Genomic DNA, 24,323 nt, shown 5'->3' with positions numbered 1-24,323 from the left:
CCATGAAAAGGGCGCTTGTCGCGTTGATTGCCGGAACGGTGCTGAGCGGCCTCGCCGCCGCCTATGCGGGGGCCTATCCCCGGGCGGAAGCATCGCTGAAGCCGCCGGCGCCGGCGGAACGGGTTGTCGCCGCACCGCGCTGAGCCGCGGCGGCCAGAAAGAGTTGAGGGATGGCGCCGCCATCCGTTGGGAAAGCTGTGTCCATGCACCTGATTGCCGTGTCGGCGGAGCGCCGCTGATGGAACCGATCCAGCAGGTTTCGGGCCGCGCCTATCCCTGGGGCGCCAAGAATATCGACACCGACATCATCATCCCCGCGCACTGGCTGAAGACCATGACGCGCGAAGGACTGGGCAAGGGCGCGTTCGAAAGCGTGCGCGCGGAGCCGGGCAACCTGTTCGACGACCCGCGCTATGCCGGCAGCCCGATCCTGGTGGCGGGCGAGAATTTCGGCTGCGGCTCGAGCCGCGAGCACGCTGCCTGGGCGCTGGCCGATCTGGGCATTAAGGCGGTGATTGCGCCGAGCTTTTCGGACATCTTCTCCGGCAATGCCTTCAAGAACGGCATCGTCACCGTGGTGCTGCCGCAGGAAGCGATCGACCGGCTGGTCGAAGTGGCGCGCGCCAACACGATCACCGTCGACCTGGAGACGATGACCGTCACCACCGACTTCCAGGACCGCTTCGCCTTCGAGCTCGACCCGTTTCGCCGCGACTGCCTGATGCAGGGGCTGGACGAGATCGGGATGACGCTGGCACAAGATACCGCGATTTCGAAATACGAATCCGCGGTTGCGCACGAACGTCCGTGGATCGCTGTAGGAGGCGGGCATGAAGGCGTTGCTGTCGAAGGCGTCGGGCGGACCTGATACTCTAAGCCTTGAGGAAGTGCCCGATCCCGCAGTGGGAAAGGGTCAGGTGCTGGTTGGCGTGCGGGCCTGCGCGATCAACTATCCCGATGTGCTGATCATCGAGGACAAATACCAGTTCAAGCCGCCCCGGCCGTTTGCGCCGGGCGGCGAGATCGCCGGCGTGATCGAAGCGGTGGGCGAGGGCGTCACCGACTGGGCGCCGGGCGACCGGGTGATCGCCGTGCCGGGCCATGGCGGGCTGGTCGAGAAGCTGGTGCTGAGCCCGGCGCAGCTCTATCGCCTGCCGGAGGGGCGCAGCTTCGAGGAAGGCGCGGCGCTGCTGCTCACCTATGCGACGACGATCCATGCGCTGCTCGACCGGGGCAGGTTGCAGGCGGGGCAGACGCTGCTGGTGCTGGGCGCGGCGGGCGGCGTCGGGCTCGCGGCGATCGAGCTGGGCAAGGCCTATGGCGCGACGGTGGTGGCGGCGGTCTCCTCCGAGGAAAAGGCCGAGGCCGCGCGGGCGGCAGGCGCGGACGCTACCCTGGTCTATCCGCGCGGGCCTCTGGACAAGGAGGCGTCGAAGGCGCTGGCCGAGGCATTCAAGGCGGCGGTCGGCCCGAAGGGGGCGGACGTGATCTACGATCCCGTTGGCGGCGACTATGCCGAGCCGGCGCTGCGCGCGATCGGCTGGGAGGGGCGCTATCTGGTGGTGGGCTTCCCGGCGGGCATCCCAAAGCTGCCGCTCAACCTCACCCTGCTCAAGAGCTGCGACGTGTGCGGCGTGTTCTGGGGCGCCTTCGCCGCGCGCGACCCCCAGGCGAACCGCGCGCATGTCGACACGCTGTTCCGGCTGTGGAGCGAGGGCAGGATCGCGCCGCGGGTGACCGAGGTGTTTCCGTTTGCGGAAGGCGGCGCGGCGATCGCCAAGATGGCGGCGCGGGCGGTGATCGGGAAGGTCGTGGTGCGGGTGGCGGGGTAGCGTTGGTCCGCCGGTTTTCTCACGCGAAGGCGCGAAGGGGCTAAGCCGCAAAGAAAAGTTTGGTTCACGCGGAGGCGCGGAGACGCGGAGGTTTTTTGCGCGCAGAGGCGTAGAGGGGTGCCGATGCCGCCTCTCACAGCCGTCATGCCAGCGAAGGCGGGCATCTCATGTGGCGCAGGACGAGACGGGAGGGGCAAATTGCGGGAGGCCCCAGCTTTCGCTGGGGCGACGGAATAAAAAGCCCGGCGCGAAGCGCTTCTCTCTCTCTCTCTCTCTCTCCCTCTTCTCCGCGTCTCTGCGCCTCCGCGCGAACCAATTTTCTTCTTCGTGCCTTCGCGCCTTCGCGTGAAATAAAACTGTGTCCATCCTCCCCCGCCAGGGGGAGGTGGCGCGCGCAGCGCGTCGGAGGGGGCGGATTCCAGACCTTCTCGCACCTGCGGGCTTCCTCCCCCTCCGTCAGGCTGTGCCTGACACCTCCCCCTGGCGGGGGAGGATGGACGATAGCCCCCATCCGCAACCACCCCCGTTGCCAGCGCGGCCCCTGCCTCCTATCTCGGGCGTGAGTTTAGCAAGGGGCCTATGATGACCACATTCGACGATCGCGAACGGGCGTTCGAGGCGAAGTTCGCGCGCGACGAGGATATGAGCTTCCGCATCACCGCGCGGCGCAACAAGCTGCTCGGCCAATGGGCGGCGGCGAAGATGGGGCTGACCCCGGAAGAGACCGACGCCTATGCCAAGGCCGTCGTCCAGGCCGATTTCGAGGAAGCCGGCGACGAGGACGTGATCCGCAAGCTGCTGGGCGACATGCTCGCCGCGAATGTCGAGATCGACGAGGCCACCGTGCGTCGTGCGATCGAGGAGCAGACCGTCGAGGCGCGCCGCCAGCTGATGGAATCCAAATAACATGCCGATGGCTGCCGACGAGATCGAGGCGCTGATCCGCGCCGGCATTCCCGATGCGCAGATCGAGATTACCGACCTGGCCGGCGATGGCGACCACTATGCAGCGCGCGTCGTCGCCCCCATGTTCCGGGGCATGCCGCGCGTGCGGCAGCATCAGGCCGTTTATGCGGCGCTGGGCGGACGGATGGGCGGCGTGCTCCACGCGCTCCAGCTGACCACCGAAGCGACGCCCGAGGAGTAAGCAATGACCGACGATACCCAGGCCCGCATCCAGCAGCTTGTCGATGGCAGCGACGTGCTGCTGTTCATGAAGGGCAGCCCGCTGTTCCCGCAATGCGGCTTTTCCAGCCGCGCGGTGGCGATCCTCAACCATCTCGGCGTCGAGTTCGACAGCGTCGATGTGCTGCAGGACCAGGCCGTCCGCCAGGGCATCAAGGCCTTTTCCGACTGGCCGACCATCCCCCAGCTTTATGTGAAGGGCGAGTTTGTCGGCGGCTCGGACATCATGATGGAAATGTATGAGAGCGGCGAGCTGACGCAGCTGATGGCCGACAAGGGCGTCGCCGCTTCGGCCTGATTTCCCTCCGTTCCTAGTTTTCCTTCCCCTCCCGCTTGCGGGAGGGGCCAGGGGAGGGGATCACGGATTCGCGTGGGACTGCGTTTCGGCAAGAGTTCCCACACCAGTCCCTCCCCCGACCCCTCCCGCACGCGGGAGGGGCGCGCCTGTTGCGGGCGTGCAGCATTCCTTGCGGAGCGCATTTCTTTCGAGAATTTGCCGTCTGGAAAACCCGGTGCGGGCGGGTCGACGCGAGACCGGTTGGAGCATCGACCCGCCCTGAAGCGTGGAACGCTTGGGGTGCTCTATCCTAAGCAGATGCCGTGCCAGTTCGTGCGATTGTCGCTTTTGTGCGGGCTTCGCTGGTTAACGGCCCTCCCCCAATCCTGCCGGTTGTAAACCCCGCCGACACAATCGGCCATTCACGCGCCATTCACCCTATTGACTACAGACGTAATCGGAGCGATTACAGGCGTAGTCGAAGGGGAAGTCGATGACCGAGCGTATCAGTGAAGCCGAACATGCCGTGATGGAGGTGCTCTGGGAGGAGTCGCCGCTCACCGCGCAGGAAGTCGCCGAGCGCGTGCCCGCCGAGCGCGAGTGGAGCGCCAACACCGTCAAGACGCTGCTGGGGCGGCTGCTTGCCAAGAACGTCATTGCGCATGAGGAGGAAGGGCGCCGCTACCGCTATCGCCCGCTCGTCGCGCGCGGCGATTATGTGGTGGGCGAGTCGCGGCGGCTGATCGACCGGCTGTTCGGCGGCAAGCTGACGCCGCTGGTCGCGCACCTCGCCGAACGCGATGCGATCACCGACCAGGACATCGCCGAGATCGAGGCTCTGCTGAAGGAGCTGAAGCAATGATCGGCTGGATCATCGAAACCCTGCTCGCCAGCACCATCCTGATGCTGCTGGTGCTCATCCTTCGCGCGCCGGTGCGCCGCGCCTTCGGGCCGCAGCTTGCCTATATGCTGTGGCTGCTGCCGGCGCTGCGGCTGGCGATGCCGCCGCTGCCGGGGGACTGGCAGCTGAGCCGGCTGCTCGCGCCGCTCACCCGCTCTGCCGCCGAGGCGCCGGGCGTAGTGATGGGGGTGATGAACCCCGCCGTACTGCCGAAGACGGTGGACAAGGCGGCGGTGGTGGAGATCGACCTGGTTGCGGCCGGGCACCATGTCCCCGCCGCGCTGGTGGCGCCGACCACCGCCCCGGGCGGCCCCAGCATCGTCGTGCTGCTGATCGGCCTGTGGGTGATGGGCGCGCTGGCGTTCCTCGCCTATCACTGGATCGCCCATCGCCGCTTCTGCCGGCACCTGCTGTCGCGCGCCCGGATCGACGATTGCGTGGCAGAGGGGCGGGTGCGGGTGATCGAGACCGACGCCGCGCACGGGCCGCTCGCCTTCGGCATCTTCCGCAAATATGTCGCCTTCCCGCGCGACTTTTCCGAGCGCTACGACGAACTGGAACGCGACCTCGCGCTGGCGCACGAGCTGGGCCACCATGTCCGCGGCGATCTGATCGCCAACTGGGCGGCACTGATCGTGCTGGCGGTCCACTGGTTCAATCCGGTCGCCTGGCGCGCCTTCCGCGCCTTTCGCGCCGATCAGGAAATGGCCTGCGACGCACTGGTGCTCGCCGGCCGCGCCCGCACCCTGCGCCACGCCTATGGCCGCGCGATCGTCAAATCGGCCCATGGCGGCGCCGTGTCGGCCGCCTGCCACCTGCACACGATCAACGAAGTCAAAGGGAGGTTACGGATGCTCATGAACCATCGGAAATTGTCGGCGCGCCGTTTTGCCGCCGGGCTGGGCGGGGTAGGTGGCCTGTCGCTGGTCGCGCTGGTGCTGACCGCTTCGGGCAACGAAGCTGCGGCGCAGATCCGCAAGCAGGTGGATGTGGTGATCCACAAGCAGGAAGTGCCCGCGCCGCCGGCGCCTGCGGCCACGCCCGCTCCCCCCGCCGCACCGGCGGTGGCCGCATCCGCCGCGCCGGTTGCGCCGCCGGCCCCCACCGCGCGCGACGAGGCCCCGGCCGGCAAGCACCATGTCGAGGTGTTTCAACAGCGCGCCGACGGCAAGGCGATCAAGAAAATGATCCTCGTTCGCGCCGACGGTACGCGCAGCGAAGTCGAGATGCCCGACATGGCAAGCATTCAGGCGAACATTCCGGACGTGCGCGAAGGCAAGTGCGGCGCCGGGACCGCCACGGTCGAGAACCGGACCGAGAAGGGCCAGCACGTGATGGTCATCTGTTCCGACCGGATACAGGCGATCACCGTCAATGCGACGCGGATGGCGGCCATGCAGAAAGAAATGGGAATGCGCTCGGCGCTGATGAGCCTGCAGATGGCCCGCCGCTCGATCGAGGCGCAGCCCAACCTGACGGCGGAGCAGCGCAAGGAAGCGCTGGCCGGCATCGACGAAGCCATGGTCGAGCTGAAGCAGGACGCCAAGGACAAGGACGAGGACTGATCTGAACCCGGGGCCATCCTTCCCCTTTTGGGTGGTCCCGGCGGGCGGGGTCGGCCGGCTCCTTCGCGGCCGGCCCCGCTCTCCCCTGATACCGGGGCGTGCATTTGGTACTTTCACGCCCCTCCCTGCCTGCAGGGAGGGGCCGGGGGTGGGTCCGCCGCCATCAGGCGGCGGGACTCGCCGTCAGTTTGGGGATAGAGTTTTTTTGGAGCGCGCAGACGCGGGCACCCACCCCCAAACCCCTCCCTTGCAGGGAGGGGCGTGAAAGAGCCAAATGCGTGGCTCCCCCCAGCTACCTGCCGCTTGCGCTGCGCTGCGGAATCCCCAAATGCAGCGGTGATGACCGATGACGCGCCTACCGGCCTTGCGATCGCGCTCGAACCGCTGGTGACGCGGGTTCTGGCGGGCAACCCCTCGCCCTACACCGCCAGCGGCACCCAGACCTATCTGGTCGGCGACAGCGATCTGGCGGTGATCGATCCCGGTCCCGACGATGCCGACCATATCCACGCGCTGCTCGCGGCCATTCAGGATCGCCCGGTTCGCGCCATCCTGTGCACCCACACGCACCGCGACCACAGCCCGGCGGCGCCGGCGCTGAAGGCTGCGACCGGCGCGCCGATCATCGGCTGCGCGCCGCTGGTGCTCGACGACAGCGGCCCCCGCGCCGATGCGTCGTTCGACACCGGCTACGCCCCAGACCGGGTGCTGGCCGATGGCGAGCGGGTGGCGGGGCAAGGCTGGACGCTGACCGCCGTGGCGACGCCGGGGCACACGTCCAACCATCTCTGCTTCGCGCTCGAGGAAAGCGGCGCGCTGTTCACCGGCGATCATGTGATGGGCTGGTCGACCACGGTGGTGGCGCCGCCGGACGGCAATATGGCCGCCTATATGGCCAGCCTCGACAAGCTGATGGGACGCGAACAGGACCGCATCTATTATCCCGCGCACGGCGATCCGGTGGAAAATCCACGGCGCTTCGTGCGGGGGCTGGCGGGGCACCGCAAGCAGCGCGAGGGGCAGATAGTGCGGCTGCTGGGACAGGGTATTGGCGAAATCCCGGCGATGGTGGAGCGCATGTATGTCGGGCTCGACCCGCGGCTGCAGGGTGCGGCCGGGCGGTCGGTGCTCGCGCATCTGCTCGATCTGGAGGATCGCGGCCGGGTTGCGCCGCTGAACAACGGGTGGCGATTGCTGTCCGACTGAACAACTCTATGAAATAGCTGTAATAAAGATCTGCCCTTCTTGGTCCGGGACCGCCGCCATGCTATAGTCTCACCGGCAAATACGGCGGGGTATCGCGGGGAATATATTCAGTAGCGCGTTCGCGTCGCCGGTTCATGGGGGTGGATATGGCAACGATAGCTGGGCCGGTGCGCCGCGCGGCGCACGACGACCGCCGGTTTTTCCTGATCATGGCGTGGATCATGTCGGCGGTGATCGTCGCCGGCTTTTCGCTAAGCCTGGCGCTCGGGCGGTCCAGCTTTGCCGTACCGCTGATCTTTCACCTCCACGCCTTTGCCTTTTTTGGCTGGGTGGCGCTGTATCTGGTGCAGAACAGCCTGATCGACATGGGCTCGGTGGCGCTGCACCGGCGGCTCGGCTGGCTGGCGCTGCTCTGGGTGCCGGTGATGGTCGTGCTGGGAACGGCGATGACGCTGGTGTCGGTGCGGCGCGGGGCGCCCTTCTTCTTCGACGTCAACGAGTTCCTGTTCTCCAACCCGCTGCATCTGCTGGTCTTTGCCGGGCTGGTGCTGGCGGCGATCGCGCTGCGTCGCGACACCGGCTGGCACCGCCGGCTGATGTATTGCGCAATGGCCCTGCTCACCGGTCCGGCGTTCGGCCGGCTCCTGCCGATGCCGTTCATGATTCCCTTCGCCTGGTGGGGCGCGGTCGGGGCGACGGTGATCTTCCCGGTGATCGGCATGATCGCCGACAAAAGGCGCACCGGTCGCGCGCACCCTGCCTGGTTCTGGGGGATCGGCCTGCTGGTCGCGGCGCAGGCACTGGCCGATCTGGTGGCCTATAGCCCCGCCGGCATTGCCGCGACGCGGGCGGTAGTGGTGGGCACCCCCGGTGCCGATCGCCCGATTCGCGCGCATTTTCCTTGAGCGCCTGATACCAGGCGGCGTTGATCTGGACTCATCGGCGCATCGCAATCCTCCCCACCAGCCGTCACCCCAGCGAAAGCTGGGGTCTTTGCAGGGCTGGGCGAAAACGGAACAGCTTTACTGCGGGAGATGCCAGCTTGCGCTGGCATGACGAGGGGGGATGCGTTTCCCTCCACGCCCGCGGGCCTGAAAGGTTCATCTCTGTGCAAGTGTGTACCTGATAGCCGTTGGCCCCGCAATTTCCGTGGGGAATGTTGTGGCGACCCAGGTGCAATCCTTTGCTGCCCCGCGCAGCGACGACGGTTTCTTCCAGACGACGGCAGTGGCGATGGCCGCGATCAGCATCGTCGGCTTTTCGCTGGACCTCATCCTGCGACGGGCGAGCTTTGCGGTGCCGCTGGTTCTGCATGTCCATGCGCTGGTGTTTTTCGGCTGGGTGGCGCTGTATCTGGCGCAGACGCTGTTGGTGGATCGCGGATCGGTGGCGCTGCACCGCCGGCTGGGGTGGATCGCGCTGCTGTGGATGCCGCTGATGCTGGTGCTGGGCGCGGTGGTGACGATCCGCTCGGTACGGAACGGCGCGCCCTGGTTTTTCGATGAGCGCGAGTTCCTGTTCAGCAACATGCTGCAACTGCTGCTGTTTCTGGGCGTAGCGAGTGCGGCGCTGGCGATGCGGCGGCGGTCCGGCTGGCACCGGCGGCTGATGTATTGCGGCATGGCAAATCTGACCGGCCCGGCCTTTACCCGGCTGCTGCCGATGGGGATGCTACTGCCTTATGGCTGGTGGGCTGCGGACGGCGCGGTCGTGCTGCTGATGGCAATCGGCCCCATCGCCGATGTGCGGCGGGGCAGGCGCGTCCATCCCGCCTGGCTGTGGGGCATCGCCAGTTTTCTGGGCATGCAACTGGCGGCCGATGCGCTGGCCTATAGCCCTGCCGGGCTGGCGATAACCCATGCTGTGACCGCAGGAAGCGCGGGCAGCCGGCGCCCGATCGAGGCCTATTTGCCCTGATCCGGCGGCGCGCGGTCGGGCCGCCCTTGATCCTGCGGGCCGGGCGGGCCATGTGGCGGCCGAACCATGGGGAGCTTCGGCAATGGACGCGCGCAACGGCATCGGCGGCAGCCTGACGGGACTGGACCTTCGCGCCGAAATCGAACGGCTGCGCAAGGAGCGTAACGCCGTCATCCTGGCCCATTATTATCAGAAGCCCGAATTGCAGGATTTGGCCGATTTCGTCGGCGACAGCCTCGACCTCAGCCGCAAGGCGGCGGATACCGATGCGGACGTGATCGCGTTCTGCGGCGTGCGCTTCATGGCGGAGACGGCGAAGATCCTGTCGCCCGACAAGATCGTCGTGCTGCCCGACATGGATGCCGGCTGCAGCCTGGAAGACAGTTGCCCGCCCGAGCAGTTCGCGGCGTTCCGCGCGCAGCATCCGGACCATATCGCGCTGACCTATATCAACTGCTCGACCGAGGTGAAGGCGCTGTCCGACATCATCGTCACCAGTTCTTCGGCGGAAAAGATTCTCGCGCAGATCCCGGCGGACCAGAAGATCATCTTCGGTCCTGACCGCAATCTGGGCGGCTATCTGCAGCGCAAGAGCGGGCGCGAGATGCTGCTGTGGCCGGGCGTGTGTATTGTGCACGAGGCGTTCAGCGAAACCGAGCTGCTGAAGCTGAAGGCCGAACATCCCGGCGCGCCGATTGCCGCGCATCCCGAATGCCCTGCCTATATCCTGGATCACGCCGATTATGTCGGCTCGACCAAGGGCATTCTCGATTTCTCCAAGACGATCCCCGGCGACACGCTGATCGTCGCGACCGAGCCGCACATCATTCACCAGATGCAGAAGGCGATGCCGGAAAAGACCTTCATCGGCGCGCCCGGTGCGGACGGCAACTGCAACTGCAACATCTGCCCGTACATGGCGCTCAATACGATGGAGAAGCTTTACCTCGCGCTGCGCGATCTGAGCCCGCGGATCGAGGTAGAGGAAGGGTTGCGCGTGCGAGCGAAGAAGAGCCTCGACCGGATGCTCGACATGGCGGCGGGTTCTGTGGGCAAGGGGGATCTGGGGCCGCTGCCGGCCTGAGTGCGCGTCAGTGCCGGATGCCCGGCACCATCGAGAGCACCATCGTCGCGGTTGCGGCGATGCCGAGATCGGGAATTCGGCCGCGCGGGCGGCGCGGCGGCTGCGCCACGGTTGCCGTGCGCCGGGCTGTCCACCCCGCCTTCACCGCCTGGACGACGCGAGTCTCGTCGGCTGCCACTGCCCGGGCCAGTGCGCGGGCAAAGCCGATCGCATAGATTTTTCCGCCGCACCGGTCGAACCGGCCTGCCTCGATCGCGGCAAGGTGATGGCGGGAGATGCAGGTGCTGGCGGCCAGGGCGTCGATGGTGAGATTCGAGGACAGGCGTGCCTGCCGCAAATCGGCGGCCGCCGCGTTCCATCCCTCTGGCAACTCAATCTGTGCCATTTTCCACCGCGCCCCCCGGTGCGTTACGGCGCGTTCTTCATTACACTCACGGCGATTCGCAAATACCGGAATACCCGTAATGGTGGGGCCACGGGTATTCGGCTGTTTTAGGCACGTCCACTGGGGGCATTTTGGCGGCGATGCAGGATTTCAATCGCGAACCATCTGCGGCCGAGCGCATTGCGACTCCCGCCGCCCGGGGGCGGCTGGTGGTTCGTCTTATCTGCGAAATGCAGACGAGTTCGATTGCCGCGGGCGTCCGCCTGTTCGAGGGGGATGTCGACCGGGCGATCATCTTTATGGTGGTTGCACGCGCGACCGAAACCCAGTCGGCGACCGCCGCCGAACATGCGCGCCGCACCGGCCGTGTCACCAAGGCGATCAGCATCAACGCACTGGCTGCATCGCTGTCGCGTCCGTTCGAGACGATGCGGCGGCACATCCATGCGCTGTGCGATCAGGGGTTGTGCCAGCGGACCTCGGCGGGGGTGGTCGTGCCGCAGGAAGTCTATGGGCGGCCGGAGATCGCCGCGCTGTTCAGCCAGCAGCACGACGCGATGGTGCGACTGGTCGAGGACATGCTGTGGTTCGGCCTGCCGCTGCCGGAGAGTCGGAGCGAGGGGGACTATAACTGGTATAGCGGCCTTGCCGCCGCGCACGACGTGATGCTGACCGGCATCGAGTTCAACGCGCGCCATTTCCAGTCCTGGACCGACATGGTGCTCACCAACACCATCATGTGCGCCAATGCCCGGCCCTTCACCTATGACCGCGACGTGGCGCTCAGCTATGCCGATTTCGCGCATCTGCCGCCCGACACGCTGCGCCAGCCGGTGTCGACCGGCGCCGTGGCGCGCGCGCTCGGGATACCGGCCTCCACGGCCCACCGCCGCGTGGCGGCCTTGGTCGAGGGTGGCACGCTGATCCGGCGCTCGCGCGGGGTGATGCTGGCGGATACGACGCTGGCCGATCCGGTGCGGGTCGAGGACAGCCGCACCGGCACGCTGCACCTGCGGCAGATCCTGATCCGGATGGGCGGCGGCGGCTTTCGCTTCGACGAGCCGGGCCGCTGTTATCGCGACGAGCGGCCGCCGCTGCTCGCGTTCCGATAGACGGCGGCGCCGCAGCCTCCTAGAGCGCTGGCCATGACCTTCCAGCTCGACGCTTTCGACCAGCCCCGTTTCGTCCAGGCGACGCTGGCGGAGGATCTGGGGACCGGCGGGGATATTACCTGCGCGGCGGTGATTCCGGCCGATGCCCGGTTCGACGGGGTGATGGACAGCCGCGATCCGATTGTGGTCGCGGGCTTGCCGATTGCCGAAGCGTTTTTCCGCGCGCTCGACCCGGAAGTCGCGATCGAGCGGCTGGTGGCGGAAGGCGATGCGGTGGCGGCCGGCACCGAATTGCTGCGGCTGCGCGGCGCAGCGCGGGCGATGCTGACGGCGGAGCGCTCGGCGCTCAACACCGTCCAGCATCTGAGCGGCATCGCCACGCTGACCCGGCGCTATGTCGATGCGATCGCGGGGACCGGCGCGACGCTGCTCGACACGCGCAAGACGCTGCCGGGCCTGCGGGTGCTGGAAAAATATGCCACCCGCATGGGCGGCGCGACCAATCACCGCATGGGCCTGTGGGATGCGGCGATGATCAAGGACAATCACGTCGCGGTCGCCGGATCGGTGGCGGCGGCGGTCGCGCGGGCAGTGGCGGCGGGCATCGGCCGCATCATCGTCGAGGTGGACCGGGTCGACCAGATCGAACCAGCGATCGGCGCGGGGGCGACGCATCTGCTGCTCGACAACATGCCTCCGCCGATATTGCGCGAGGCGGTGGCGCTGGTCGCCGGCCGCGTACCGACCGAGGCTTCGGGCGGGGTCAACCTCGATACCATCCGCGCCATTGCCGAAACCGGCGTCACTTATGTCAGCGCCGGCCGGATCACCCAGTCGGCACCGGCGGCAGACATCGGCCTCGATTTCGCGGCGCTGTGAACGAAGGAATACGAGCATGCTGAGCAGGATTGTGACGGCGATGACGGTGGCACTGATGCCCGGCGCGGCCTTCGCCCAGGCGCAGATGTGCGTGCCGCCCGACAAGGTTGACCGCCCGCTGCCCGAACTGCCGACTGCGAAGGAACCGCAGCGCATCCTGCCGATCGGCAGCTACACGCTCGCGCTCACCTGGGCGCCGGGTTATTGCCGCGCCCATGGCGACGACCCGCGCGAGGCATTCCGCTGCGGCGGCGCCGGCCATTTCGGTTTCACGCTGCACGGGCTGTGGCCGGACGGGGAGGGGAAGCTGTGGCCGCAATATTGCGCCTCGACCGAAATCCTGCCGCCCGCGCTGATCCGCAAGACGATGTGCGCAACGCCGTCGGCGCAGCTGATCCAGCATGAATGGGCCAAGCACGGCACCTGCATGAAGACCACGCCGGAGCGCTATTTCGCGCAGTCGACCCGGCTCTACGCGGCGATCCGCTATCCGGATATGGATGCGCTGTCGCGCGCGCCGCTGACGGTGGGAGAGTTCAAGCGCGCCTTCGCCCGCGCCAACCGCGCGATTCCGGCCGAGGCGATCCGCGTTACCACCACGCGCGAAGGCTGGCTCGACGAGCTGTGGCTGTGCCTCGACACCCGCTTCCGCTACCGCCGCTGCGAAGCAGGCACCGGCGGCACGGCGGATGAGGCGGCGCTGAAGGTGTGGCGGGGGCGGTAAGGCCTGATGCTCCCCTCCCTGCAAGCAGGGAGGGGCCGGGGGTGGGTCCGCCGCCGTAAGGCGGCGGCACTCGTTCGCGATGCGGTGATAGAGGATTTGGAGCGCGCAGACGCGCGCACCCACCCCTTTATCCCCTCCCTTTCAGGGAGGGGAATCCGATTGAACGCGACGCGCTCAGCGATCACCCCCGCTCGATCGTGACGCTCGCCGGGTGGTGCTTGTCGAGGTGCCGCTTGATGATGCGCAGGTTGCGGGTGTTCGAGCGGAAGAAATAGTCCGGGATCGCGCCAACCCAGGGAATCATCCCCAGCAGCCAGTCGAAGCCGATATTGCCCGCCATCCGCGCATAGGCCGATTTCGGCATGCCGAGATTGCGTGCCTCCCAGGCAAGCCACGCGCCCATCGCGGCGGCCAGCGTGCTGCCGATGCCGGGGATCAGGTCGAGTACCACGTCGAGGCCTATCTTGCGGCGCAGGCCCGGCACGGTGATGCTGCGTTCGAGCAGATGCTCCATCGCCTCGATCCGCTGGCGTACCGCGGCCGGGTCGCTGCCCAGCGCCAGCCGCTGCATTCCCCCTTCGATCCGCGTCGCCCGTGCCATCGGCTCACTCCTCCTTGCGCAGATGGTTCAACGGGTGCCAGGCACGCGCGTTCCCCTGCCAGGCCTTCAGCCGCAGTGCGACGATCGACCAGCGCAGCGGCTGTGCGATGGGGATAAAGGCCGTATCGGCGGCGAGCAGCGCATCGGCCTCGGCCATGCGATGGGTGCGGTTGTAGAGATCGGGCGCATCGCGCGCGGCGGCGATCAGTGTCGCGGCATCGTCCGAACAGCGCTGGCAGGCGGTGGCGAGGAACCAGCGGGCGCTGTCATAAGGGGCCACGGCGTCGATCAGCTTCAGGTCTGCGGCAGGATCGCCGATCGCGACGCGGCGCGGCGCGAGGCCGATGCCGATCAGCGCCGAGCCGATCTGCCCCCAGAGCAGCGTGCCGCCCGGGCCGGCCGGAAGCGCAATGGCAACCGGGATCGCGCCGGGATGGCTGCTCCGCCAGCTTCGCACGCGAGCGCGCGCCGTCTCGCGCCGGGCGTCCTGGGCGAGCGCCACCCATGCCGGCTGGCTGGGCGGGTTCGCTGAATCGAGCTGTGCGGGCAACAGCGTTTCGGTGGGCGTCCAGTTGGGCGCGATCGCTGTCGCCAGCGCGGCCCGGTCGATCGCCATTGCCACCGCCGCGCGATTATCGGCATCGGCCAGAAAGCCGTCGCGCCGCATCACTGCCAGCCCGAACAGGCCGATGGCGGGGTCGAAGCGGATATTTTCGGGGGCGATGCCCGCCTGTTCGACGATCGGCCAGTCGGCGACGGTGCCGCCCAGTACCAGATCGGAGGCGCCGGCGCGGAACCGGGCGATGGCCGCTGCGGCGCCTTCGCCGATCAGGTGCACCATTTCCTCGGGCGCGGGCGTGGTGCGCTCGGCCTCGGTATCGCCGGGATCTGTCACGGGGCGAAGCAGCAACCCGGCGCGCTTGTGGGGCACGATGCGGAACGGGCCGCTGCCGGCGCGGTCGCGCGCGCGGAACACGGCCAGCTCGGGCTGGGCAAACAGCTTGAGCAGATCGGGGCGGGGGTGTTTCAGCCGCACTTCGATGACCTGCGGCGTCATTTCGACGATCTCGTCGATCACCGACAGGAACGGCGCGAGCCCGCTATGGCTGGAGTCAGCGGCCGCACGGCGGAGCACTTTCACCACGTCGTTGGCAGTGACCGGCTGGCCATCGGGCCATTGCGCCTCGCGCAGGCGGAAGATGTAGCTTTGCGCATCGTCGAGCACGATCCAGCGCTCGGCCAGGCCCGGCTCGATCTGGCCGCTGGCATCGAACCGCACCAGGCCCTGCGCGGTCGCGCCCAGCACGACGCGGCCGGCGGCATCGAGTGGTTCGGCGCTGGGATCGGCGGGGCGGGTGCTCCTGCCGATGGCGCTGACCACGACCGGCGTGTCGTCCTTGCGCTGGCCGTTCGGGCCGCACGCGCCCAGCGTCAGGGCGATTGCGAGCAGGGACAGGAGCGGGCGGTACATGGCGGTTCCGGCGTTGCTTGGTTTCCGGTCTATGGGCCGCAGCACCGGCTGCCAACCCCCGGCGATGTCTGAGGCAATGGCGTTTGGCTCTATTGCTCCCCTCCCTGGATTGCAGGGAGGGGGCGGGGGTGGGTCCGCCGCCGCAGGCGGCGGGACTCTCTGTCGGCGAAGAATTTGAGTCTTCGTAGCGCGCAGACGCGCGCACCCACCCCCAGCCCCTCCCTTTTCAGGGAGGGGTGTTATGGACCAAATGCGACTACTCCCCGCAGCACCGGAACCATTTGGCGGGCGAGCACTGGCTGCTACGGTCACGCCATGACCGGCTCTGGCCAGCACCCGAGGCGCCTGCGCGGCGCCGCGATCGGCTTCGCGTTGCGTGGCTATCTCGCGGTCCGCACGCTTGGCTGGTTCTTCACCCGGCCGAAGACACGCGGCGTGCGCGCGATTGCGCTGACCGATGAGGGCCAGGTGGTGCTGGTACGGCACAGCTATCTGCCCGGCTGGCACCTGCCGGGCGGCGGGCAGGCGCGCGGCGAATCGGCTGAGGCCGCCGTGCTGCGCGAACTGCGCGAGGAAGCGGGCATGACGGGCCATGGCGCCGTGACGCTGCTCGGCAGCTTTGCAAACCGCCCGAACTTCCGCCGCGACACCGTCACGCTTTTCCTGGTCCGCGATGTCCGATTCGCGTTTCGCCCGTCGATGGAAATCGTTGCGGCACGCGCGTTCGACCCCGCCGCATTGCCGGCAGACGCCACCCGCGCCACGCGGGCGCGCATCCGGGAATGGCAAAGCGGCATAGCCGCCACGCCCGATTGGTAGCGCGCACTGGTGCGGACGGCGGGACTCGAACCCGCACGCCCCGAAGGGCAGAAGATTTTAAGTCTCCGGCGTCTACCGGTTCCGCCACGTCCGCAGCTGCGGCGCACGCAAGAAACGATGCGGGCGCCCGCGTCAAGCGGCGCGAGCGTAACCGCTTACACGTTCAGGCGCGTGCGCATCTCTTTGCCGGGTTTGAAATAAGGCACGCGCTTCGCATCGACTTCGACCGATTCGCCGGTCCGCGGATTGCGGCCGACACGCGCATCGCGTCCGCGCGTCGAAAATGCCCCAAAACCGCGCAGTTCGACGCGGCCATCTTCACTCAAGCGGGCAACGATCTCATCAAAAAAGACCGAAACGATCTTTTCGACTTCCCGAACCGAAAGGCCCGGATTTTCCTGCACCAGCAACTGCACCAACTCAGAACGGATCATCCGCTCCCCTCCCTTGGCGCACGGCCCAAAGGCACCGCGCGACTATCCCCAAGGGAACCCTAGCGCCGTTACCCAATCTTCATCAACCCGAAGATTCACGAAATTTGGCAAATAATTCAGCATCGCGCCGGGAGGCGGCGTAAAAACCGCCTCCCGAACGCCGATATTAGTTGTTCTGGCTGCGTGCCTTCAGCGCCTCGCCCAGAATATCGCCGAGCGATGCGCCCGAGTCGGACGAGCCATACTGGGCAACTGCCTGCTTCTCTTCGGCAATCTGCATCGCCTTGACCGAGAAGGTCGGCTTCTTCGAACGATCGAAGCCGGTGACCATCGCATCCAGCTTCTGGCCGACCTGGAAGCGCTCGGGGCGCTGCTCGTCGCGGTCGCGGCCCAGATCGGTACGCTTGATGAAGCCGGTCGCGCCGTCTTCACCAACCTGCACTTCGAGGCCCGCGTCGCGGACTTCGAGCACCGACACGGTGACGACCTGGTTCTTGTTCAGGCGATCGGCACCGCCGGTCGAACCGGCAGCGGCGACACCGCCACGCTCAAGCTGCTTCATGCCGAGGCTGATGCGCTCCTTGTCGGGCTCGACGGCCAGAACGATCGCGGTAACGACCTCGCCCTTGCGGTGCAGGTTGAGCGCGTCTTCGCCCGAAATGCCCCAGGCGATGTCCGACATGTGGACCATGCCGTCGACGTCGTTGTCCAGGCCGATGAACAGGCCGAACTCGGTGGCGTTCTTGACTTCGCCTTCGACGGTCGAACCGACGGGATGTTCTTCGGCGAATTTTTCCCACGGATTCTGCTGGGCCTGCTTGAGGCCGAGCGAGATGCGGCGCTTTTCCTGATCGACCTCGAGGACGACCACATCGACTTCCTGGCTGGTCGACACGATCTTGCCCGGGTGGACGTTCTTCTTGGTCCAGCTCATTTCGGAGACGTGGACCAGACCTTCGATGCCCGGCTCCAGCTCGACGAACGCACCATATTCGGTGATGTTGGTCACGCGGCCCGACAGCTTGGCGCCGACCGGATACTTGACGCCCGCGCCATCCCACGGATCGCTCTCAAGCTGCTTCATGCCCAGGCTGATGCGCTGGGTGTCGCGGTTGATGCGGATGATCTGGACGCGAACCGTGTCACCGATGTTGAGCACTTCGCTCGGGTGATTGACGCGCTTGTAGCTGAGGTCGGTGACGTGCAGCAGGCCGTCGATGCCGCCCAGGTCGACGAACGCACCGTAATCGGTGATGTTCTTGACGACGCCGTCGATCACCTGGCCTTCGGCGAGGCTCTGGATCAGGCCCGAACGCTGCTCGGCGCGGGTTTCCTCGAGCACCGCGCGACGCGACACGACGATGTTGCCGCGCTTGCGGTCCATCTTCAGGATCTGGAACGGCTGCGGAATGTCCATCAGCGGGGTGACGTCGCGCACCGGGCGGATGTCGACCTGGCTGCCCGGCAGGAAGGCCACGGCGCCCGACAGGTCGACGGTGAAGCCGCCCTTGACGCGGCCGAAGATGACGCCTTCGACGCGGGCCGACTTGGCGAATTCGGTTTCCAGCTTGTCCCATGCGGCTTCGCGGCGGGCGCGGTCGCGGCTCAGCATCGCTTCGCCGTTCGCATTCTCGACGCGGTCGACATAGACTTCGACTTCGTCGCCGACCTTCAGGTCGGCCTTCTGGCCCGGCGCGGCGAATTCACGCAGCGGCACGCGGCCTTCGGACTTCAGACCGACGTCGATGACCGCCAGGTCATTCTCGATGCCGGTCACGGTGCCGATCACGACGCGGCCTTCAAAGCCGTCCGCCTGACCGAGGGTCTGTTCGAGCATTGCCGCGAAATCGTCGCGGGAGGGAGTTGCCGAAGTGGCCATAAAAAAGTGGTTCCTAGGTTCGTTCTTTCCGGCCGGTCGGTTGGCTCCGACGGTCTTTAGGGCCAGAAACGCCGCGGCGGCCCCATGCCGGTCGCAGCATCCGTCGGACGAGGGCAGGGGAGGCAGACTCGTCGCGCCGAAACGCGAAAAGGGCGCATGGAATCGCGATTCCAGCGCCATCCTCCACAAGCACCCGCTCGCAGGACGCGCGCGCCTTAGCGGGAACGGTGCGATTTCGCAAGGTTTTACCCCGGCGGCGGGTGATTTGCGGAGGGGCTTACCCCGCCGCGCTCTCCGCCCCGGCCTGGCGGCGCTCGACCAGCTCGATTGCGCGCTGGACGGCGGCGTCGATCGACAGGAAGCTGGTGTCGAGCGTGGCGGCGTCCGGCGCCACGGTCAGCGGGGCTTCGCTGCGGCGCGAATCGCGTTCGTCGCGGGCACGGATGTCGGCGAGCACCTTGTCGAGGCTGGAGTTCACCCCGGCCTTGCGCAGCTCCAGATGGCGGCGCTGGGCGCGGATCATCGGCGTTGCCTTGACGAACAGTTTCACGTCCGCGTCCGGCGCGATCACCGTGCCGATGTCGCGGCCGTCGAGCACCGCGCCGCCGGGCTGGTGCGCGAACTTCTTCTGCCGGTGGAGCAGCGCCGCGCGCACCAGCGGATGCGCCGACACCACCGAGGCGATGCGGCCGACTTCATCGGTACGCAGCCAGGGATCGGCCAGCAGCGCGTCGTCGAACCCGCAGGCCGACACGGCATCGGCCTCCTTCTCCGGATCGAGTTCCTCGCGCAGCACCGACGCCGCCACCGCGCGATAGAGCAGGCCGGTATCGAGGTGCGGCAGGTTATAATGCCGGGCCAGCGCCCGGGCGATGGTACCCTTGCCGGATGCTGCCGGGCCGTCGACGGCGATGATCATACCGCCTGCCTCCGCAACCGGAACAGTCCGAACAGCGAAACCAGGATCCAGAAGATCTGCAACGAAAGCGAGGGCACGTTCACCTTGATCGAGAGCGAAATGGCAAGGAACACCGATCCTGCAATATTGAGCAGAAAATACAGCGCATTGGGGCGAGCCGGTCTGTAGCTGAGATAAAGATAGGCGCCGGCGATCACGAACAGTCCGGCGAAACCGGCAATATCGGCAAGCAGTGACATGTTCATCGCGACGCTCTCGGCTCAGCCTGAATACTCGACGATGCTAGCGGCCCCGACGGCGCCTGGGCAATGCTCAGGCGGTCAGCGCGTCCAGCGTCGCGAAGAAATTCGGATAGCTGGTCGCCACCGGCGCGACATCGTCGATCGCGATCGGGCGTTCGGCGGCCAGCGCTGCGACGGTCATGCTCATCGCAATGCGGTGGTCGAGCTTCGAGGCGACCGCACCGTCGCCGCGCAGCGGCGCGCCGGCCGAGCCGTGGATGGCCAGCCCGTCCTCAAATTCCTCGGTCACGACGCCGCACGCCTCCAGCGCGGTGCGCATGGTGGCGATACGATCCGATTCCTTGACGCGCAGCTCGTGCGCGCCGCGTGCCACGGTGCGCCCCGCGGCCAGTGCGGCGGCGACGAACAGCACCGGATATTCGTCGATCATGCTCGGCGCGAGATCGGCCGGCACTTCGATGGCCTTCAGCGGCGCATGGCGCACGACGAGGTCGGCAACCGGCTCGCCGCCGACGGTGCGGGCGTTGGTTTCGGCAATGTCCGCACCCATCAGCCGCAGCGCGGTGATCAGGCCGGTGCGCGTCGGGTTCATGCAGACATTGGCGATGGTTATTTCCGATCCCGGCACGATCGACGCGGCAACCATCCAGAACCCGGCGGAGGAGGGGTCGCCCGGCACGACGATATGCTGCGGCTTCAGCTCGGCCTCGCCGGTGATCGAAATGATCTTGCCCTCCGGCCCGTCTTCCACGGTCAGTTCGGCGCCGAAGCCGCGCAGCATCCGCTCGCTATGGTCGCGGGTCGGGACCGGCTCGATCACGCGGGTGATGCCGGGGGTGTTGAGCCCGGCGAGCAGAATCGCCGACTTCACCTGTGCCGAGGCAACCGGCAGCGTGTATTCGATCGGCACTGCCGGGCAGAGGCCGCGCACCATCAGCGGCAGGCGGCCGCCGGGGCTGGCGGTGATTTCCGCGCCCATCTGGCTCAGCGGCTCGATCACGCGGCCCATCGGCCGGCCCGACAGCGATGCGTCGCCCACAAAGCTGGTGGTGATGCCATGGCTGGAGACGAGGCCCATCAGCAGCCGGGTCGAGGTGCCCGAATTGCCCATGTCGAGCGCCTGCTCCGGCTGGAGCAGCCCGCCGACGCCGACACCATGGACGCGCCACACGCCGTCCTCGCTGCGTTCGACACGCGCGCCCATCGCTCGCATCGCGGCAGCGGTGGCGAGCACATCCTCGCCTTCCAGCAGCCCCTCGATCCGGCTTTCGCCCACCGCCAGCGCCGAAAACATGATGGCGCGGTGGCTGATCGACTTGTCGCCGGGAACGGTAACGGTACCGCGCAGCGGACCGCGCGCGGAGAGGCTGAGGGGGCGGGGAGAAGCATTCGACATGGGCGCGGCTTTGACAGGCGGCTTGCGGCATGGCAAGGCGCCCCCCACTTTCGGGATCAATTCCCGCAACTCCCGAATATTCGAAAGGTTAAAGAGGCAACACATGGTGAAGCCGGAATGGGGCACCAAGCGCAGCTGCCCGAAGTGCGGTACGCGCTTTTATGATCTGACCAAGGACGAGCCCGTCACCTGCATCAATTGCGGTTTCGCCTGGGAACCCGAACCGATCCTGAAGTCGAAGCAGCCGCTGCCGTTCGAGGCAGTGAAGGCCGACAACGCCAAGGCCGAAGTCGAGGATGCGGATCTGGTCGGCGATGAGGATCTGGACATCGGTGCCGACGACGAGGAACCCTCGCCGGACGATGATGTCGATCTGGGCGGCGACGACGATCTGGGCGTCGAAACCGGCGGCGACGACGACGAACAATAACGTCGGCCAGTAACGTCGGCGAAAAAATTTGGCAGGGGCGAAAAACCGCCCTTGCCAACCCGGCGAGGCCCTTCTAAAGGGCTCGCCTCCCAAGGGAATGGGGCCGTAGCTCAGCTGGGAGAGCGTCGCAATGGCATTGCGAAGGTCAGGGGTTCGATCCCCCTCGGCTCCACCATTTCCCGATACGGCGCAGCGGGCCTGACGGCCGCCGCCGATCTTTACGCCACGAACAACCCGATCGCTGCCGCCGCCATCAGTGCGGTTGCGCCCCAGCCCAGCACCAGCAATGCGGGTGGTGCGGTGAAGCGGCCCATGCGCGCGTGCTTCTGGACCACGATCATCATCGCGATCATGATCGGCACGGCGACGACGCCGTTGATCACCGCGCTCCAGAACAGCGCCTTGATGGGGTCGAGCGACGACCAGTCGATCGCGATTCCCACCAGCGTTGATAGGGTGATTACCGAATAGAAGCCGACCGCTTCCCACGGCTTGTGCTCCAGTCCGCATTCCCAGCCATGCGCTTCTGCCACGGCATAGGCGGCGGAGCCGGCAAGGACGGGCACCGCCAGCAGGCCAGTGCCGATAATGCCCAGGCTGAACAGCAGGAACGCGAACTGCCCGGCCAGCGGCTGCAGTGCGCGCGCGGCATCGGCTGCGGTGGCGATATTGGTCTTGCCGCTGGCGTGGAGCGTCGCTGCGGTGGCGATGATGATGGCCAGCGCGACCAGGTTGGAAAAAGCCATGCCCAGTATCGTGTCCAGCCGCATCCGCCGGAACTCGCTCTGCGCCTGGCCTGGCGCGTCAATCAGCGGTTTGGCGCCGGCATGGGCGCCGATGTCTTCGACTTCCTGCGCGCTCTGCCAGAAGAAGAGATAGGGGCTGATCGTCGTGCCGAACAGCGCGACGATGGTGGTGATCGCGGCGCGCCCTTCGATATGCGGCACGAAAAGACCGATCGTGATGGCGCGCCAGTCGAGTTTCACCATCAGCAGCACCGCGACATAGGCGAACAGTACCAGCGTCAGCCATTTCAGGAACTGGGCATAGCGGCGATAGGGCACGAACAGTTGCAGCAGCAGCGAGCCGGCAGCGAGCAGGACGGTGAAGAAATGGCCGCCGAATCCCAGCGTCAGTTGCGCCGCATCGCCCATCGCCGCCAGGTCGGCGCCGATATTGATGGTGTTGGCGATCAGCAGCAGCAGGACGAGCAGTGTCACCACCGGCCGCCACAATACTTCGCCCATATTCTTGGCGAGACCGGCGCCTGTCACCCGGCCGATCTGGGCGCTGACAAGCTGCACCGCGCACATCAGCGGGTAGGTGAGCACCATCGTCCAGAGCAGCCCGAAGCCGAACTGCGCCCCCGCCTGCGAATAGGTGGCGATGCCGCTGGGATCGTCATCCGCCGCGCCGGTGACGAGCCCCGGGCCGAGTTGGTCGACCAGCGCGATCGAGCGAATGCGGTTGCGCATCTTCATGCGCCATTCGTACGCGAGTATAAAGGCTTAGGCGAGCGTGTTGCGCAGCTTCATTCCGCGCGCCGCATTGGTTGCGACCATCCCCTGCGTCATGCCAGCGCGCGCTGGGCTGACGGCGCGTGGATGCGGCGCAACGGGCGGATGAGGCCGTATCAACCGCTTGGGTCAGTTGGTCAGGCGGGCAGTCGACACGGCCTTCTGGAACAGCACCCCCAGCGCCGTGGAGATGTTGTCGTTGGTCGTCACCTGATAGAACAGGCCGGGCGATGCGCAGCTCTGCAGTGCCGGCGTGATCGTGTCGGTGGGCGACAGATAGGGCTGCCGAACGTTCGCGATCGACCACCCGTCCGAGGCCGATTCCGGCAGATATTGCGTGTTCAGAATGGCGATGCGGATGCCGCGATTCTTGATCGTGGTGCACATGCTGGTCGGGATCGGCCCCATCACACGCGAGCCGTTGTACAGTTCGTCGCGCATTCCGTCCGTGATGATGAACAGCATCGCCTGCGGCGTGTCGCCAGTATTTTTGGTGCCGTTACCGGGCTTCAACGGCATAATCCCTGCTGCGCCGGTGAAGGCAGCGGTGAAGTTGCTGCCGGTGTCATTGTCGTTGACGTTGCACACGCGTTGATTGTTGCGGCAATAGGCCAGTACCTGTGCCTTGCTGACGTTGTTGCTGACGTTGGTCAGGTTGCTGTCGACATAATAGCCGTTATTGGCAGTGGTCGGCCAGAGCTGGCGGAACATATAGTCGAAATCGGAAAGGCCCATCCGATAGACCGCCTTATTGTTCTGCGCGGTGGATGCGGCAAGGCTGGTCAGATCCTGGACCGCCGTTTGCACCAGATCGGTGCGCAGCGTGATGTTGTTGCTGCGCGCGACCTGATAATAATCCTGCCACTGCCAATTAACGTAGCTGGTATTGCCAGGGTCATATTGCGACGTGCTGGTCTGGTGGCAGGCGAAGGCGCAGCCATTGGTCGCGCTCGTCATGGTGTTCAGGCCGGAACTGGTTGCCGGCAGCAGCATCGACGGCGACGTATCGATCATGATGTAGAAATCGATGTTCGGCGCGATCGCGGCGGTTGCGGTCGACGAGCCGTGGATCGGCAGCGTCGCCATGCCCAGGATGCCGGCAAAGGCCGTCTGCACACTTGCCTGATAAGTCACCTGGGCAGTGCGGCTGTAGCTGGCCGTCGTCGCCGCGCTGGCGTTTGAGCAATTGGTGGTGGTGCTGCTGCTGGTGCTGGCGCTGTCCGTCACCGAAATGCTGAGCTGCGTCGAATCATTTGCGTTGAAGATCAGGCCGGGCAGCCCGCCCGTCTGGCCGATGAACATCGTCTTGGCGGCGTTGCAGGCGGTGACGCTCGACTGGTTCATCATCGGCTGGTTGACGGCAGCCAGCGCTGCGGCGTCGGCGGCGGCGTTCAGCCGCGTCTGCAGCCGCATGGCGCGGCCATAATCGATCGCCATCGCCCCGGCGAACGTGACCGGTACCATCGATAGCGCGATCACCATCAGCACATTGCCGCGCCGGTCGCGGCAAAGGCGACGCAACAGCCGGTTCGTCCGCATGGTCACTTG

The 24,323-nt window shown here is 66.7% G+C and carries 27 protein-coding genes and 2 tRNA genes; 18 read left to right on the top strand and 11 right to left on the bottom strand.

Going from position 1 to position 24,323, the window contains the following annotated elements; genetic code table 11:
* Positions 1 to 2: 2 nt before the first annotated feature.
* From ACT53K_RS14835 to nadA, 12 genes are all read left to right on the top strand, one after another.
* Positions 3 to 143, top strand: a complete 141-nt coding sequence (locus ACT53K_RS14835; protein WP_476229485.1) for a hypothetical protein — start codon at positions 3 to 5, stop codon at positions 141 to 143.
* Between the two features lie 95 nt (positions 144 to 238).
* Complete coding sequence (gene leuD, locus ACT53K_RS14830; protein WP_476229484.1) at positions 239 to 868, top strand: 3-isopropylmalate dehydratase small subunit; 630 nt, start codon at positions 239 to 241, stop codon at positions 866 to 868.
* On the top strand, positions 831 to 1,832 hold the full coding sequence (locus tag ACT53K_RS14825) for an NADPH:quinone oxidoreductase family protein (RefSeq protein ID WP_476229483.1): 1,002 nt from the start codon (positions 831 to 833) through the stop codon (positions 1,830 to 1,832). The genes leuD and ACT53K_RS14825 overlap by 38 nt, the downstream gene beginning before the upstream one ends.
* Before the next feature lie 582 nt (positions 1,833 to 2,414).
* Positions 2,415 to 2,738, top strand: a complete 324-nt coding sequence (locus ACT53K_RS14820; protein WP_476229482.1) for a DUF1476 domain-containing protein — start codon at positions 2,415 to 2,417, stop codon at positions 2,736 to 2,738.
* A gap of 1 nt (position 2,739) precedes the next feature.
* A complete protein-coding gene (locus tag ACT53K_RS14815; protein WP_476229481.1) occupies positions 2,740 to 2,979 on the top strand; it encodes a BolA family protein in 240 nt (79 codons plus the stop codon).
* Between the two features lie 3 nt (positions 2,980 to 2,982).
* Positions 2,983 to 3,315, top strand: coding sequence for a Grx4 family monothiol glutaredoxin (gene grxD / locus ACT53K_RS14810; protein WP_116469107.1), 333 nt, complete (start codon positions 2,983 to 2,985; stop codon positions 3,313 to 3,315).
* 472 nt (positions 3,316 to 3,787) lie between these two features.
* A complete protein-coding gene (locus ACT53K_RS14805) occupies positions 3,788 to 4,156 on the top strand; it encodes a BlaI/MecI/CopY family transcriptional regulator (RefSeq protein WP_476229480.1) in 369 nt (122 codons plus the stop codon).
* Entirely contained in the window at positions 4,153 to 5,760 is a 1,608-nt protein-coding gene (locus ACT53K_RS14800; RefSeq protein WP_476229479.1) for a M56 family metallopeptidase, read from the top strand. The genes ACT53K_RS14805 and ACT53K_RS14800 overlap by 4 nt, the downstream gene beginning before the upstream one ends.
* 339 nt (positions 5,761 to 6,099) lie before the next feature.
* Positions 6,100 to 6,966, top strand: coding sequence for an MBL fold metallo-hydrolase (locus ACT53K_RS14795; protein ID WP_476229478.1), 867 nt, complete (start codon positions 6,100 to 6,102; stop codon positions 6,964 to 6,966).
* Positions 6,967 to 7,112: 146 nt separating this feature from the next.
* Entirely contained in the window at positions 7,113 to 7,871 is a 759-nt protein-coding gene (locus ACT53K_RS14790) for a hypothetical protein (protein ID WP_476229477.1), read from the top strand.
* Positions 7,872 to 8,127: 256 nt separating this feature from the next.
* Complete coding sequence (locus tag ACT53K_RS14785) at positions 8,128 to 8,883, top strand: hypothetical protein (protein WP_476229476.1); 756 nt, start codon at positions 8,128 to 8,130, stop codon at positions 8,881 to 8,883.
* Positions 8,884 to 8,965: 82 nt separating this feature from the next.
* Positions 8,966 to 9,967 (top strand): quinolinate synthase NadA, encoded by a 1,002-nt coding sequence (nadA, locus tag ACT53K_RS14780; RefSeq protein ID WP_476229475.1) that lies wholly within the window; start codon positions 8,966 to 8,968, stop codon positions 9,965 to 9,967.
* A 7-nt stretch (positions 9,968 to 9,974) separates the two neighbouring features.
* On the opposite strand, the gene ACT53K_RS14775 is transcribed toward nadA, so the two are convergent.
* The gene (locus ACT53K_RS14775) at positions 9,975 to 10,352 is read right to left on the bottom strand and encodes a helix-turn-helix domain-containing protein (RefSeq protein WP_476229474.1); all 378 of its coding nucleotides are present in this window, start codon (positions 10,350 to 10,352) and stop codon (positions 9,975 to 9,977) included.
* Between the two features lie 209 nt (positions 10,353 to 10,561).
* On the opposite strand from ACT53K_RS14775, the gene ACT53K_RS14770 reads away from it, so the two are divergent.
* The 3 genes from ACT53K_RS14770 to ACT53K_RS14760 are packed head-to-tail and all read left to right on the top strand — an operon-like array spanning position 10,562 to position 13,067.
* Positions 10,562 to 11,464 carry a helix-turn-helix domain-containing protein gene (locus ACT53K_RS14770; RefSeq protein ID WP_476229473.1) on the top strand — a complete coding sequence of 301 codons (903 nt, stop codon included), beginning with the start codon at positions 10,562 to 10,564 and terminating at the stop codon, positions 11,462 to 11,464.
* 33 nt (positions 11,465 to 11,497) lie between these two features.
* A complete protein-coding gene (gene nadC, locus ACT53K_RS14765; RefSeq protein ID WP_476229472.1) occupies positions 11,498 to 12,343 on the top strand; it encodes a carboxylating nicotinate-nucleotide diphosphorylase in 846 nt (281 codons plus the stop codon).
* Between the two features lie 16 nt (positions 12,344 to 12,359).
* Positions 12,360 to 13,067, top strand: coding sequence for a ribonuclease T2 family protein (locus ACT53K_RS14760; RefSeq protein ID WP_476229471.1), 708 nt, complete (start codon positions 12,360 to 12,362; stop codon positions 13,065 to 13,067).
* A gap of 181 nt (positions 13,068 to 13,248) precedes the next feature.
* Here ACT53K_RS14760 and ACT53K_RS14755 read toward each other — a convergent pair whose 3' ends face one another.
* A complete protein-coding gene (locus tag ACT53K_RS14755) occupies positions 13,249 to 13,668 on the bottom strand; it encodes a DUF4112 domain-containing protein (RefSeq protein ID WP_476229470.1) in 420 nt (139 codons plus the stop codon).
* 4 nt (positions 13,669 to 13,672) lie between these two features.
* Positions 13,673 to 15,139, bottom strand: a complete 1,467-nt coding sequence (locus tag ACT53K_RS14750; protein ID WP_476229469.1) for an ABC transporter substrate-binding protein — start codon at positions 15,137 to 15,139, stop codon at positions 13,673 to 13,675.
* Between the two features lie 315 nt (positions 15,140 to 15,454).
* Here ACT53K_RS14750 and ACT53K_RS14745 point away from each other — a divergent pair, with 315 nt between their 5' ends.
* Complete coding sequence (locus ACT53K_RS14745) at positions 15,455 to 15,958, top strand: NUDIX domain-containing protein (protein ID WP_476229468.1); 504 nt, start codon at positions 15,455 to 15,457, stop codon at positions 15,956 to 15,958.
* Between the two features lie 7 nt (positions 15,959 to 15,965).
* Here the strand turns inward: ACT53K_RS14745 and ACT53K_RS14740 are convergent.
* From ACT53K_RS14740 to aroA, 6 genes are all read right to left on the bottom strand, one after another.
* Positions 15,966 to 16,052 (bottom strand) — tRNA-Leu (locus ACT53K_RS14740).
* 61 nt (positions 16,053 to 16,113) lie between these two features.
* The gene (locus tag ACT53K_RS14735) at positions 16,114 to 16,392 is read right to left on the bottom strand and encodes an integration host factor subunit beta (protein ID WP_476229467.1); all 279 of its coding nucleotides are present in this window, start codon (positions 16,390 to 16,392) and stop codon (positions 16,114 to 16,116) included.
* Between the two features lie 166 nt (positions 16,393 to 16,558).
* Positions 16,559 to 18,271 (bottom strand): 30S ribosomal protein S1, encoded by a 1,713-nt coding sequence (rpsA, locus tag ACT53K_RS14730; protein WP_476229466.1) that lies wholly within the window; start codon positions 18,269 to 18,271, stop codon positions 16,559 to 16,561.
* A gap of 277 nt (positions 18,272 to 18,548) precedes the next feature.
* On the bottom strand, positions 18,549 to 19,190 hold the full coding sequence (locus ACT53K_RS14725) for a (d)CMP kinase (RefSeq protein ID WP_476229465.1): 642 nt from the start codon (positions 19,188 to 19,190) through the stop codon (positions 18,549 to 18,551).
* Positions 19,187 to 19,435 carry a CBU_0592 family membrane protein gene (locus ACT53K_RS14720; protein WP_476229464.1) on the bottom strand — a complete coding sequence of 83 codons (249 nt, stop codon included), beginning with the start codon at positions 19,433 to 19,435 and terminating at the stop codon, positions 19,187 to 19,189. The genes ACT53K_RS14725 and ACT53K_RS14720 overlap by 4 nt, the downstream gene beginning before the upstream one ends.
* 67 nt (positions 19,436 to 19,502) lie before the next feature.
* Positions 19,503 to 20,828 carry a 3-phosphoshikimate 1-carboxyvinyltransferase gene (gene aroA, locus ACT53K_RS14715; protein WP_476229463.1) on the bottom strand — a complete coding sequence of 442 codons (1,326 nt, stop codon included), beginning with the start codon at positions 20,826 to 20,828 and terminating at the stop codon, positions 19,503 to 19,505.
* 103 nt (positions 20,829 to 20,931) lie between these two features.
* Between aroA and ACT53K_RS14710 the strand changes: the two genes are divergently transcribed.
* Together ACT53K_RS14710 and ACT53K_RS14705 are read left to right on the top strand one after the other, a co-directional pair.
* A complete protein-coding gene (locus tag ACT53K_RS14710; RefSeq protein WP_476229462.1) occupies positions 20,932 to 21,258 on the top strand; it encodes a TIGR02300 family protein in 327 nt (108 codons plus the stop codon).
* A 99-nt stretch (positions 21,259 to 21,357) separates the two neighbouring features.
* Positions 21,358 to 21,433 (top strand) — tRNA-Ala (locus ACT53K_RS14705).
* Positions 21,434 to 21,476: 43 nt separating this feature from the next.
* Here the strand turns inward: ACT53K_RS14705 and ACT53K_RS14700 are convergent.
* Together ACT53K_RS14700 and ACT53K_RS14695 are read right to left on the bottom strand one after the other, a co-directional pair.
* On the bottom strand, positions 21,477 to 22,739 hold the full coding sequence (locus tag ACT53K_RS14700) for an NRAMP family divalent metal transporter (protein ID WP_476229461.1): 1,263 nt from the start codon (positions 22,737 to 22,739) through the stop codon (positions 21,477 to 21,479).
* 165 nt (positions 22,740 to 22,904) lie between these two features.
* Complete coding sequence (locus ACT53K_RS14695; protein WP_476229695.1) at positions 22,905 to 24,314, bottom strand: pilus assembly protein TadG-related protein; 1,410 nt, start codon at positions 24,312 to 24,314, stop codon at positions 22,905 to 22,907.
* Positions 24,315 to 24,323 lie beyond the last annotated feature (9 nt).

This window comes from Sphingomonas sp. DMC8 (assembly GCF_056314185.1).
This window is presented reverse-complemented; position numbering and strand designations above follow the sequence as displayed.

Bases quoted from the DNA above. Each gene is read 5' to 3' on its own strand.
- aroA (WP_476229463.1), bottom strand. From the start codon at position 20,828: ATGTCGAATGCTTCTCCCCGCCCCCTCAGCCTCTCCGCGCGCGGTCCG.
- nadA (WP_476229475.1), top strand. From the start codon at position 8,966: ATGGACGCGCGCAACGGCATCGGCGGCAGCCTGACGGGACTGGACCTT.
- ACT53K_RS14710 (WP_476229462.1), top strand. From the start codon at position 20,932: ATGGTGAAGCCGGAATGGGGCACCAAGCGCAGCTGCCCGAAGTGCGGT.
- ACT53K_RS14820 (WP_476229482.1), top strand. From the start codon at position 2,415: ATGACCACATTCGACGATCGCGAACGGGCGTTCGAGGCGAAGTTCGCG.
- ACT53K_RS14755 (WP_476229470.1), bottom strand. From the start codon at position 13,668: ATGGCACGGGCGACGCGGATCGAAGGGGGAATGCAGCGGCTGGCGCTG.
- ACT53K_RS14720 (WP_476229464.1), bottom strand. From the start codon at position 19,435: ATGAACATGTCACTGCTTGCCGATATTGCCGGTTTCGCCGGACTGTTC.
- grxD (WP_116469107.1), top strand. From the start codon at position 2,983: ATGACCGACGATACCCAGGCCCGCATCCAGCAGCTTGTCGATGGCAGC.
- ACT53K_RS14750 (WP_476229469.1), bottom strand. From the start codon at position 15,139: ATGTACCGCCCGCTCCTGTCCCTGCTCGCAATCGCCCTGACGCTGGGC.
- ACT53K_RS14815 (WP_476229481.1), top strand. From the start codon at position 2,740: ATGCCGATGGCTGCCGACGAGATCGAGGCGCTGATCCGCGCCGGCATT.
- ACT53K_RS14760 (WP_476229471.1), top strand. From the start codon at position 12,360: ATGCTGAGCAGGATTGTGACGGCGATGACGGTGGCACTGATGCCCGGC.
- ACT53K_RS14775 (WP_476229474.1), bottom strand. From the start codon at position 10,352: ATGGCACAGATTGAGTTGCCAGAGGGATGGAACGCGGCGGCCGCCGAT.
- ACT53K_RS14795 (WP_476229478.1), top strand. From the start codon at position 6,100: ATGACCGATGACGCGCCTACCGGCCTTGCGATCGCGCTCGAACCGCTG.
- ACT53K_RS14695 (WP_476229695.1), bottom strand. From the start codon at position 24,314: ATGCGGACGAACCGGCTGTTGCGTCGCCTTTGCCGCGACCGGCGCGGC.
- ACT53K_RS14825 (WP_476229483.1), top strand. From the start codon at position 831: ATGAAGGCGTTGCTGTCGAAGGCGTCGGGCGGACCTGATACTCTAAGC.
- ACT53K_RS14805 (WP_476229480.1), top strand. From the start codon at position 3,788: ATGACCGAGCGTATCAGTGAAGCCGAACATGCCGTGATGGAGGTGCTC.
- rpsA (WP_476229466.1), bottom strand. From the start codon at position 18,271: ATGGCCACTTCGGCAACTCCCTCCCGCGACGATTTCGCGGCAATGCTC.
- ACT53K_RS14835 (WP_476229485.1), top strand. From the start codon at position 3: ATGAAAAGGGCGCTTGTCGCGTTGATTGCCGGAACGGTGCTGAGCGGC.
- leuD (WP_476229484.1), top strand. From the start codon at position 239: ATGGAACCGATCCAGCAGGTTTCGGGCCGCGCCTATCCCTGGGGCGCC.
- ACT53K_RS14735 (WP_476229467.1), bottom strand. From the start codon at position 16,392: ATGATCCGTTCTGAGTTGGTGCAGTTGCTGGTGCAGGAAAATCCGGGC.
- ACT53K_RS14745 (WP_476229468.1), top strand. From the start codon at position 15,455: ATGACCGGCTCTGGCCAGCACCCGAGGCGCCTGCGCGGCGCCGCGATC.
- ACT53K_RS14790 (WP_476229477.1), top strand. From the start codon at position 7,113: ATGGCAACGATAGCTGGGCCGGTGCGCCGCGCGGCGCACGACGACCGC.
- ACT53K_RS14725 (WP_476229465.1), bottom strand. From the start codon at position 19,190: ATGATCATCGCCGTCGACGGCCCGGCAGCATCCGGCAAGGGTACCATC.
- ACT53K_RS14800 (WP_476229479.1), top strand. From the start codon at position 4,153: ATGATCGGCTGGATCATCGAAACCCTGCTCGCCAGCACCATCCTGATG.
- ACT53K_RS14700 (WP_476229461.1), bottom strand. From the start codon at position 22,739: ATGAAGATGCGCAACCGCATTCGCTCGATCGCGCTGGTCGACCAACTC.
- nadC (WP_476229472.1), top strand. From the start codon at position 11,498: ATGACCTTCCAGCTCGACGCTTTCGACCAGCCCCGTTTCGTCCAGGCG.